The sequence below is a fragment of the Pedobacter sp. genome, assembly GCF_035566355.1.
Lineage (GTDB): Bacteria > Bacteroidota > Bacteroidia > Sphingobacteriales > Sphingobacteriaceae > Pedobacter.
In genome coordinates this window covers 1-11,040 of sequence record NZ_DATMRL010000038.1, presented here as the reverse complement: position 1 = coordinate 11,040, position 11,040 = coordinate 1, and the positions used below count along the sequence as shown (strand labels likewise).

At 34.9% G+C, this 11,040-nt stretch carries 7 protein-coding genes; 3 read left to right on the top strand and 4 right to left on the bottom strand.

Translation table 11 applies throughout. The features are described from left to right. Positions 1-492 precede the first annotated feature (492 nt). Complete coding sequence (locus VNZ46_RS01315) at positions 493-3,684, bottom strand: P-loop NTPase fold protein (protein WP_325558269.1); 3,192 nt, start codon at positions 3,682-3,684, stop codon at positions 493-495. Between the two features lie 438 nt (positions 3,685-4,122). On the opposite strand from VNZ46_RS01315, the gene VNZ46_RS01310 reads away from it, so the two are divergent. From VNZ46_RS01310 to VNZ46_RS01300, 3 genes are all read left to right on the top strand, one after another. Further along, entirely contained in the window at positions 4,123-6,678 is a 2,556-nt protein-coding gene (locus VNZ46_RS01310; RefSeq protein WP_325558268.1) for an SIR2 family protein, read from the top strand. 86 nt (positions 6,679-6,764) lie between these two features. Next, on the top strand, positions 6,765-8,087 hold the full coding sequence (locus VNZ46_RS01305; RefSeq protein ID WP_325558267.1) for a PIN domain-containing protein: 1,323 nt from the start codon (positions 6,765-6,767) through the stop codon (positions 8,085-8,087). 336 nt (positions 8,088-8,423) lie between these two features. Further along, positions 8,424-8,996 carry a hypothetical protein gene (locus VNZ46_RS01300; protein WP_325558266.1) on the top strand — a complete coding sequence of 191 codons (573 nt, stop codon included), beginning with the start codon at positions 8,424-8,426 and terminating at the stop codon, positions 8,994-8,996. Positions 8,997-9,091: 95 nt separating this feature from the next. Here VNZ46_RS01300 and VNZ46_RS01295 read toward each other — a convergent pair whose 3' ends face one another. From VNZ46_RS01295 to VNZ46_RS01285, 3 genes are all read right to left on the bottom strand, one after another. Further along, complete coding sequence (locus VNZ46_RS01295) at positions 9,092-9,433, bottom strand: helix-turn-helix transcriptional regulator (protein WP_325558265.1); 342 nt, start codon at positions 9,431-9,433, stop codon at positions 9,092-9,094. Between the two features lie 568 nt (positions 9,434-10,001). Continuing rightward, entirely contained in the window at positions 10,002-10,694 is a 693-nt protein-coding gene (locus VNZ46_RS01290) for a hypothetical protein (RefSeq protein ID WP_325558264.1), read from the bottom strand. 125 nt (positions 10,695-10,819) lie between these two features. Further along, on the bottom strand, positions 10,820-11,040 hold a 221-nt coding region (locus VNZ46_RS01285), incomplete at its 5' end, for an integrase core domain-containing protein (protein ID WP_414693450.1).

Here is an 11,040-nt window from a genome sequence, read left to right as displayed (position 1 = left end):
TACTTCACTTTATGGTTATGCATAAACGAAGAATGCACTATAGCAGGCTCCATGTAAACTCCGTCCCGCCAGGCTTCTGACGGCCTTGAGCACGGGTTACAATAGAGCCCATAACGCTATAGTGCACTCTTTCAAAAGTACGCAAAATATTGTCATGGGCATTAATCTATTGTCCCGGCTCTGGTACATGTCAGAATTTGGCGAGCGAGACTCTTGAATTAATACCTCTTTTTAGGAAGTTTTATATTTTCTAATGGGTTTTACTTCATACAGTTAATTTCTTTAACCAAAGATAATCATAGCTACTGTAAGTTTGGTAATTTATTTTAAAATTAATTTCTGTAAAAATTGAGATAATTTTGAGAAAATTGGCAGGATTTTGATAAAGAAATTTCAGTTATAACCACAGCTATTATTTTATACCTGTCTGGTCATTCTGTCCCAAATCAGTCTTGGAACCAAATGACCATAGAGGTGAGGCAAGAGTAATAACTACTGCCTTCGAAACGAAAAACGAGCAATTAGAGGTAGATTCTCCTTAAGCATAGTCGTAGTAACTGTATTTATGATATCATGAGGTACCTGATATAGGGTTTCCTGAAATTCCACATTTGGATAATTGCTAATAAATTGTTGTAAGGGGACATCATCAGAACGATAAATCTTATCCATAAATTCATTTACAATCTCTGGACACCCCACTACCACAGCCAGCAAAAACATAGTTGGAACATAATCTAAAACAGAATGATTCTCAGAAGTTTTATATCCTTTGTGCGCCTTAATAATCCTGTAAATATTGATGTATCGTTTGATTGTACGCGGAGTAGAACCAAACAAAACAGAAAAGCCCTGCATAGCGTTAATTTCCTCTTCAGATAAAGTAATACGGTCATCGGTTTCCACTACTTCTTCATCTACAAATTTTTCTTCGGCCACCTCAATAGACTCAAAGCTCATTTCTTGTCGGTTAGCACTGGGATTTGACGATTGTATTTCCGGTTGAGCCTGTTCCACAGTTTCCAGATCATCCTTCGTTAAATAAGCAATCAGTTTATTCCTTCCATACCGATCCATAGGTTTAAGGGCAAATGGAATCTGGAATATTTTTTCCAAGTAATCGTAAGAAGTAACCGGACTTTTCAGATCATCGGTTTTATCAACTTCATTTTTTGGCATATGAAATAATTCACCATATGTGGTAGTAAGTGCATTGTTCAGCCATCTTGGGTCAACACCTACTACAACTACGAATAATTCAAAAGCCAAAAGCAAGTGAATTGCCTCTAAGGTTTTTACCACAATATCAGAATTACAACGATCAAGGTCATCAATATAAAGAACAATCCTATCTATCTGAATCTTACCAGCATTTCCTTCAGCATCTTCTTCTGGGGTAATACTACGCTGCTGCCGGAATAACTCATCCAACTGTGAAAAATCTCGTCTGATCATAGAGATGATACCTAAATGCTTCAAATAATTATCATCTGCAGATTTTCCGGCAAGAAAAGTAGCCAGTACTTTACCTGTAGCAATTTGGTGGATATGTTCCTCCAATTTAACTCTTTCTTCCTCCTTTTGATGGAATTGCTCAGCGTAACGTTGTTTGGTATCGGTAAGCGTCTGAATTTCCCGATTTAATTTTTGTTCATAAACCTCTTCATTAAGTTCAATTTTTTGCACCTTATGGTCAAATGCTTCTTTTACATTTCTAAGCTGGGTATATATATTGTCCAATTGGATTACATAAGGCCTCAAATACTTCCAACCTTGAAAAAAGGTTGCAATCGAAGCGACGATTAGTGTCACTTTTGCATAAAAATAATCCGATACAAAGCTGAATGGTCCACCGAGCAAATAAATTACTAATGAAATTAAGCCCAGATATACCCACACTTTCCACCAATTGCCTTTGCCATTATAGAGCATTAAAAAAGCTTTACGAAACCTGGAAGTAGCAGAACTGATTTCATTCAGGTTTTGTTCGATATCGGCTATATCTTCAACCAGTCCATCTGTTAAATGCTCAGAATTTATTTTATTAATTCTTACCCGGATATCCGGATCCGAGAGAACTATTTTGAAGATCTCATTATTACTGAGCATTGAAAGTTTATTCTTCTTATCTGCTATGATTAGCTCCAACTCTTTCTTAGAAATATTGAGCTGTTCCAGTTCCTGATCAACCTTTTCAATTAAACTATTCGTCTCCTTTTTTTGTCTGCCAATAAATTCCATTTTAGAATACATTTCCTGGATGGCATCTTCATTGAATTTCTTCTGGAGCACATAATCGTTTAAACTTTCAAAAATATGGGTGATTAAACTGGCCCACAGATTTCCATCTGAATAATGCCAGGAATTAAACTTTACATGAACAACATGTTTTACAAATTGATCGCCCGTTTTTTTACTCAACTCCCCAATACGTTCACATAGCTTTTCCATAAAGAAGCTTTTGCCAGAGCCCCACTTACCAAACAATCCAATGGCCATTGGTGGATTCACCCTTCTTAGAGAAATGATGGTTGCAAAAGAATCTACATCACTTTTAAAAGCAAGTTGATCCTGCGTTTCGGAAAAATTGATATCAGACACATAAGATGCTGTCTTGTCGCTAGTTCTTGCAGTTAAAACCCGTTGGTCTGTTACAGTCAAAATCTCATTAAACTGTTCATCGGTAAGTTTAAATAAACGCAATGGTCTATTTGAACCTAATTCTCCAGCGAAGTCAACAAGGTGTTTAAAAGAAACCAGCGGAATTACAGGTAGAATTTGAGACTTTACACGCAGTTCTATGACTTCGCCCGAAACAGAATCTGTATATACTCCTTTAGTAATTTCAAAAATACAGTTAATAGATTTATAGTCATGAAAAACGTAGCCTAAAACTAAATCACCCGGTAAAAGTTGATGATATAAATCATATTCTACCCTTTTTAAGTTTTGGAGATCATGTGTATTGAATTTAGCCACGTATCCAGGCTTTAATTCGCTTACTATCCAGTTATAAGAATTCAGTTTAATTAGATAATGACTTATGGGGCGCCGTAAATCATTAGAAATATCAATAAATGGAAGAACCAGATCATATATTTCTTTATATTTTGGAGAATTCAGTAGATCAGGTTGTTTATCCACTCGACCCAAAAATTCATTTACCATATCCATAAAATAACGATTCTCAAGAGGTGTCTCTCCATGGCTAAGAATATTTCTTATGTCTAAAAAAAGCCCTTCAAGATATTCTATTTCACCTAAATTCCTAGGACTGTATTTATTTCCTAATAAGATTGGATAGACATCTGATTCAATTTTATTGATCAGTTCCCCTCTTTTTTTATCATTCTTAACATGAGCAAGAATTGTTGGCCGCAAGATAGGTGGCACAAATATATCTCCAAATGCCAATGAATAGATGAGTTTATCTTCTGTTTGAATAAGATCAGAAACAATCTTGTAAGCATGAAGAAAATCTTCAGAGCTCGCAGAATGCATAGTAAATAAAAATACAATTGCATCCGAACTCTTCATCGCTTCAAATGCTTCGCCTGAAGTAGTTGCGTTATTAAATTCCTTGCCGACAATTTTTAGATCTGCAGGTTTCTTTAAATTCCTTTCAATGTAATTGAAAAGTTCAATATCGCTTTTAGCGTGTGCTATTAATAAGGTTTTTGACATGATGCGTTAATTTTGACGAACTAATATAATAAATATCAGATAAGTAAGGTAAAGAGACGGCAATGCCTGGTATTTATTGTACATTGCTATCAAACATGCTTAAACGAGATCCTGAAATAAATTTAGAATGACGGCCGTGTCAGTAAAGGTCTTATTTTGCACATAGGATAAAAGCAACAGCATAGAAAAACCACTAAAATTTCGGCGGTGCTAATATTCATTGTACTGAAGGATGCGTTTTAATTTCAAGGATGATAAACTAATTATTCTTGTGATGTAGCAGACCTTCATAAGCCATTGTATTTTAATTTTTAAGGACATTATAACTATTAACACTATGGGTATAGTTGAAAAAAACCAAGGAACTTTACTAAAAAATACAACAGAGAAATTTCCGTCATTTTACATTCTGCAAATTTTTAATTACTATTGAAAATTATGTTTACACCGCTCCAATCCCTATCAGAAGGTTTAAGATCAAAAAAAGTAATACCTGTTATTGGTGCTGGCGTTTCTTATGCAGCAGCTGGAATACCCGGTTGGCAAGGCTTAATTGAATCAGGAATAAAATTCTGTGAAGACCGTGGTGTCGATTCACGAAAAATATCCTCTGCAAAAAAGTATTTGCAAAAAAAGGAATTGATTAAAGCAGCCTCACTGGTCAGCAAACTTCTTGAGGCGCCAGGTGGGGCCTTTCCAATGTGGTTACAGGATTTTTTCGAAGCTTATAGGGATATCACTTCTTTTGATCTATTGATTAGCATTAAAAAACTAATGGCACCTTTCGCATTAACAACAAACTATGATACCCTATTAACCGAATCAGGAGGACATTTTAGTTACAAAACAAGATACGATTGGAAAAATCCAGATGCTATCCTAAATGAAATTGCTCAAAAAAGCGAATTCCTATTACATTTACACGGGGTATATAAAAATCCAGAGTCCGTTATTTTTTGCGGAGCGGATTATAAACAACTTATTGCTTCCCCCTCCTACAAATTCATCCTAAACCGCCTATGGTCAGAGAATCACTTGCTTTTTATAGGCTGCAGCGTGGATGGCGTTTTAGATCCTGACTTTATTTCGACCATAGAACTATTTCATAAATTATTTCCATTCAGTACTTCTAAACATTATCTTCTGGTAAACTCGCGCGAAAAAATTGACCGCTTAGATTTTTTAAACAAATACCATATTGAGGTTTTGCCATACGGAGAAAAATATGAAGACCTTCCAAGATATATTGACGACCTGAACCCTCATTACACTGAAGCTACAAGAAGAATTGATGAAGAATTAAAGAACACAAGGGAAATTTTCAATGATCACACAAACAAAAACCGTAAATACCTGTTGGGGATCAATGAAAATCTAACGGAACTTTTAAAAGCCGAAGGATCCTGGATAGAACCGGACAACTTAATTTCCTTAAAACAATCCCTGATTGACAAGAATCTCAGCAACCTCAACAAAAGGGAAGCATTTGATCTTCACAAACAGATTTTGCTTGATTTTATCGAAATCGAAGATCTGGAAGCACAGGTAAAACTTGAAGGTGAACATTCATTTAATTCAGCAGCACTCAGCAATGAGAAATTTGTTGTAATGGGTGCAAGATCGTATGCCGCAATCATTGGTTTGCCGAAAGAAATGTTGGATGACATTAATCACTTTAACTACAGAATCATACACCCTATTTTTTTTAACGGGATGGCAAAATCCTTCATCAATGAAATGTATGATTCACTTAAGCAATATGGAGAACGGTTTTACGAAGAATACAGAGAGGAAAGATACTTCTTTGAAAATTTCGGCAGGATGATGCGCTCACTGCTTCAGGTTTTGAAACTCTCCTCATCTGAGTTATATCCTGAAATCTCAAAAGCTACCTTCAATCCGCAGTTACCGATCGAAGTTTTTGCAACTGCAACCACTGAAGCTATAGAAATCCGCGACAAGAACGACATTTACAGGGTGCATGCGACCTTACCTATTCATGGCGCAGAGATCAAAGAGCTCCTACTACTCAGATTTGGCATCAAAATATTGATCGTTGGTTGCACAAGCGCTGAAGCATTTTATTGGGATCCAACTAAGGACCTGAACAGCACCTTATTTTACAAAGCCGAAGGACAAAATTTCATCACTGAAATGGTTGGAAACGCATTTAAAAACCAAATCCAGGTATTTCTTAAAACATCCAAAGGGCTGTTGAAATTTATGGACTTCATCAATGTTTCCTCGCACAAGATTAACAATATTTTTGACCTTCAGACATTAACTAGCTGTGGTTCTCTGCTCGGCATAGAATGTAGTGACAACTGGTGCAGCAAACCTAGCATAGTTCAGATCACAGACCAAGGGAGGACTGAAGTGTTGATCAGTTATTATGAAATTCTGGAAATAATTATAGGGCTCCCGGGTTTAAACGTTGCACTAACAGATATTGTATTGAAAGATAAACCTGCTAAATCAAGTATTTCATTATTGTCCATGGTTGTTCATAATTGTTATTTAAAAACAATTGGGACGCTAACAAACTCGCAAATAGTACTGCGGGTAAAACTAGATTTTTCACCATATGGCAGTTTTAATGCCACCGTTCTCTTATTTTTTTCCTTCGCTGACGGTCTTTTTAAACAGATAGGGTTTCAAATCATTCCCTTGAAACTATCATTGGCATTTGATCATATTAGTTACAAAACGAACAGGCATCTGATTGTTGGTTATCTTGATCAAGGAAAGGAGATTGATCTGGTTGAAATGTTTGAGGAAATAAAGTATAGCAAACTAACAAGTGGCAAGTCTATCAAAGGCTATTTAAATCCAGAACAGTTCAGTGGGGATATTTATGATATACAGGAACTGGGAGATGAGAATTGTCTAATCAATCAAAATGGAAGGAGGCTAATTTTATTAAACCTAAACACAGCTGATGTAAGGTCATTTGAATTTGATTCAAAGAATAGGCTAAAAAAAATCCGCGTCTGATCATTATTCACAAGTAGTGGGAATGATTCGATTAAACCTATCCATCGGCGCCATCCCATATCAGTTTAAATTCTTAATAAGAAAGAATGGTTCTCCAAAGTAGAAATTTAGTCATTGATACACAGTATTTTGTCAGCAGGTCTTTTGATTTCAGCAGTAAAGAGATCAATGCCCTCAAAGAGTTGGTTAAAAAATCTCTGGTTCACGTATACTTAACTGATATTAATGATCGAGAAATAAAGAAGAAAATAGTGGATGTAACTACGACTGCATTTGCAAAAATACATACAAGTGATGTAAGGATATTAAAACACATCCCTTTGTACGGCCAATTTCTCAAAACCTATAATCTGGAAAAAAGCATACAGTACTTCTATTCCGCATTTGAAAAATTTAAAGTAGAATGCGAGGTTAATATTATTTCATCGGACAAAATAAAAGCAATTAGAATTTTCGAAGATTATTGCAATCAGCGCCCACCGTTCAACACTAATCAGCAAAAAAACAGAAAAGGTGAATTCCCTGACGCCTTTGCCCTTGCAGCAATTGAACAATACTTTGAAAATCAAGATGCCAAAGCCTACCTACTTTCTGGAGACAGCGACTGGCAGCAATTTGCAACTGCGAGTTATATACTGCCATTCGGTGACGATGAAGTGAGGTTTAATTGCCTTACAGAACTTTCTGGTCTCCTCGATCTAGTGCTCAGAAATTATGAAGCTACAAACGACCTATCTAAATTTGCAGACCAGCTATTTAAAGACAACAGCCCACAGATTAGCGATTTTATAATTGATCTGCTCAATGCAGCAGAATTTGAGATAATCGCCTTAGATCATGATGTTAGTTTATCAAGGCAGGCAGCAAAGTCTGTAACCCTGATCAATAAAGAGTTAATAGAAGTCTTTATTGATAGAGCCAGTTACAACATTCTTATTGAAGCAGAAGTAGTACTTCAATATCAAGTTGCAGATTACGGAAATTCATCTAAAATACCCGACAACAGTATGAACTTCTACCTTTCCTATGAACCAAGACTTAGACTACACAAGGTCAAATTTAATGCAGAAATTGAGATTAGCTATAACGAATCTGTCCCAGGAAACTTTCAAATTACTAATGGAGAGATCAATTCAATCATCGAGATCGTTTTTGAAGAAGGAATAGAACTCGATCACATAAAATGGATGGAGAACCTTCCCGTCGTTATAGTTGGAGTGGAAAAAGGGAAAATTACGCAAGACGGTGGAGGTAGCCAACGTTTTGAAAACATAAAAGAAGCTCGAATGGTATTTCCAGAGCTAAATCTTACCGCTTCCAGTACACTGTTTACAAATCCAATGGGCAATAAAATGACAGGTGAATTAAGATTTGAAACTTGGAAAGCAAATGAGCAATACAGTGATTAAACTCAACTAGAAATATTAAAAAGCCAACTTCGTTAAACGGTAAGCTAACTACATATTAAGTAGAAACAAATGAGTTCTAAATCTGTAGTTTTTTTCACAGCTAAATATTCGAAACCTTGATTATCATATTTTAACACTTTATAAAGTTCTCTGCACTATTTTAAATTTCACCAATTGCTTAAATCCTACCTTACTAAAAAAGCTAAGCTTTCATCTGATTTTAATATACAATACCTCAAAAAGAATTAGAGGTATAATCAATGATTTTTTTATAAAACTGAGTACATTTAAATATCAATTATAAAATCTAATGCCATTTTTAACGCTAAGATACTCATGACATACCAGGAAGCAATCGAAGATTACGACTCAAAATCAACTGAAGACAGAAACATTTTATTGTTCGCATTATACGGTAGAGCTATGTACCGGGCACAAGTACTTGAGCAACAAGCCGTGAATATGTTGGCTATTTATAAACTTTTCAAGTCCCCACCCAATACTCAAGAAGAATACCAAGAGATATGGAATAGATATGATTTTTCGAGAAGCACACTTGGAATAAAAGCTGAAGAAATCAAAACTAGTTATTCACTTAGCGAACAGGACTCATTAGAATTTAAAAAGGTCATAACATTACGCAATAATCTCACACATACATATTTCAGATTTAATGACAATCTATTCTTCTCAGATGCCGGTAAAAAACAGATGATAAAAGATTTTATACACTTTCTCGATCAAAGCAAAGCAATGGATAATAAACTGATGGCATATATGGAAAAATACAATAAAAAAGCTGGCATAACTGAGGAAAGAATTCAAGAATTACTTGCCGGTGTAAAAGAAGAATGGAGCAACAAGCAAATAGATCACAATTATGACAGTACAATTAAGAACAATCAATAGGATAAAACCAATACAATTATTTTACTTCTCTATCCATTTGAAATCAAAAACCCTGACCGCTCTAATCGAGCAGTCATGGTGGGTTAGACTGTTTATTATCCTATGTTGATGACTGTTGGCTTCTTCTCATAATACTGCAACAACTTCATTTGAAGATCCACCAACAAGCTTTCTCTTTGATGCAACTTCTCACTCAGTTCTTCAATTTTCAAAGTATCATCTGATTTAAGGCCCGTAAAGTCACTGGAATACATATCAACAATAGATACTTTAAAAAGATCCGCAATTTGACGGAGCCTATTGGTATTGACATCCGTTACCCCCGTTTCTATTTTCGAATATGCTGGAATAGAAATTTTAAGTAGCTCCGCTACTTCACGTTGCCTCCATCCCATTTTTTGACGGAGGAACTTGATGTTTTTTGAGATTGTTTTCATGATTTTTTGTGTTTTAAATGAATAATAATTCTGTTAAGGGAGAAAAAGGACTAACCTTCTGCAGCAGGTGATGACCTTCCTCCTTTGCCAGTTTTAAGGCTACTTCCCAGTTTCACAGAGATAACCAACTGTTTTCCTTTCAACCGGGTCTCCCCTAGCAGATTCCCGACGATTACGTGAGTTTGAGATGCTCATTCGTTAATTTTAGGTGTATTACTTAATTAATTCAAATATTAATCAAGTTTAAAAATTATTTCGTTTCAATCCAAATATAAAACAAATTATTTTACACATAAATTAAATATACTGCATTATAAAGCAAAATTAAGCTATAAGATTTTGAAATAGATTTAACAGAAATGAAAATAAAACCAAGAAATTGGTGGGGTTGAGGGGAATTTGGAGTGGAAAAATCCGGACGGATATATGGGTAACCGACAGAAAATGAAGAACTATTTTAATTATAAATAAAAAAGGGTAAGAGATATTCCATCTCTTACCCAAATTAAATGAATTGTACTTTTTTTATCCTCTAAATGGTATCAATAAATACGTCATCTAATAATATTTACCTAGCGATTAATTGATATATTGATTCCTTTTCTAAAATACCTTGAAAATCTTTTGCTGCCATAAGAAAAACATAAATGAATTTACCCTTTTTCAAGAACAACAAATTAGCAGCTAAAGAACCATTCTTCTCAATTTGACTATCATTCATATTTGCATAGATGTCTGGTTTTCCTTCATTTTTATACTTTAAGGAAAACTTAAAAAAGTTCAGGTAATAACTGTAAATATTCTCTTTCTTTACCTGTAGAGTCGGCTGATCTCCTTCTAAGTTTAAGAAAATATTAGAAACTACCCCAGGATTTCCAGCTTTATATTTCAAATCAAATCTTTCCTGTCCAATATCAAGATATACATCTCCTACAGGTGAGGGTACATTATTCTTAAAATCAACAATCGGCTCTTTTAAAGTATCTGCAGCTTCTAGCTTAAAAATTACGATAGTATATTTATTATCAAAATCAAACGTAGATATATTACCTCGAACATTGCTCATATATGTGTTATGAGAATGAATTCTCGAATAATACTTCTCAGAGAATAAATTAATATATTCCTTATTTGGAGTATCAGTAACTTTATTCTTCTCCTGGAAAGAAATAAAAAATTGATAAGCTATTTTTGACAAATAACAAACCACTAACACTAAAATAATCAACTGGGTTACTATTATTAGTTTCTTATTTTTCACAATATATAATGATTATTTTTTGTTTGATAAAAAAGTGTAACCCTCCCGGATTTCGAACCGGTCTGCTGACGAGAACTCAAATTTATAATATATGTTCCAACTAATCCAACTTTTTTCGAGTTGGATTAGTTGGAACACGCCGCCGGCAGGGCTTTATACTCCATTGGCGTTTTGCCATTTAGGGCTTCGTGTGGCCTTGAGTAGTTATAATCTTGCATCCATTCCTCTGTAAGAATCTGCACCTGCATGGTATCCTCAAATAGATATGCATCTAATATGTTCTCTCTGAATGTTCGATTGAATCGTTCAATATACCCATTCTGCATTGGCCGTCCTGGCTGTATGT

Excerpts from the sequence above, each read along its gene's own strand:
- VNZ46_RS01315 (WP_325558269.1), bottom strand. The coding sequence starts at position 3,684 with ATGTCAAAAACCTTATTAATAGCACACGCTAAAAGCGATATTGAACTT.
- VNZ46_RS01310 (WP_325558268.1), top strand. The coding sequence starts at position 4,123 with ATGTTTACACCGCTCCAATCCCTATCAGAAGGTTTAAGATCAAAAAAA.
- VNZ46_RS01305 (WP_325558267.1), top strand. The coding sequence starts at position 6,765 with ATGGTTCTCCAAAGTAGAAATTTAGTCATTGATACACAGTATTTTGTC.
- VNZ46_RS01300 (WP_325558266.1), top strand. The coding sequence starts at position 8,424 with ATGACATACCAGGAAGCAATCGAAGATTACGACTCAAAATCAACTGAA.
- VNZ46_RS01295 (WP_325558265.1), bottom strand. The coding sequence starts at position 9,433 with ATGAAAACAATCTCAAAAAACATCAAGTTCCTCCGTCAAAAAATGGGA.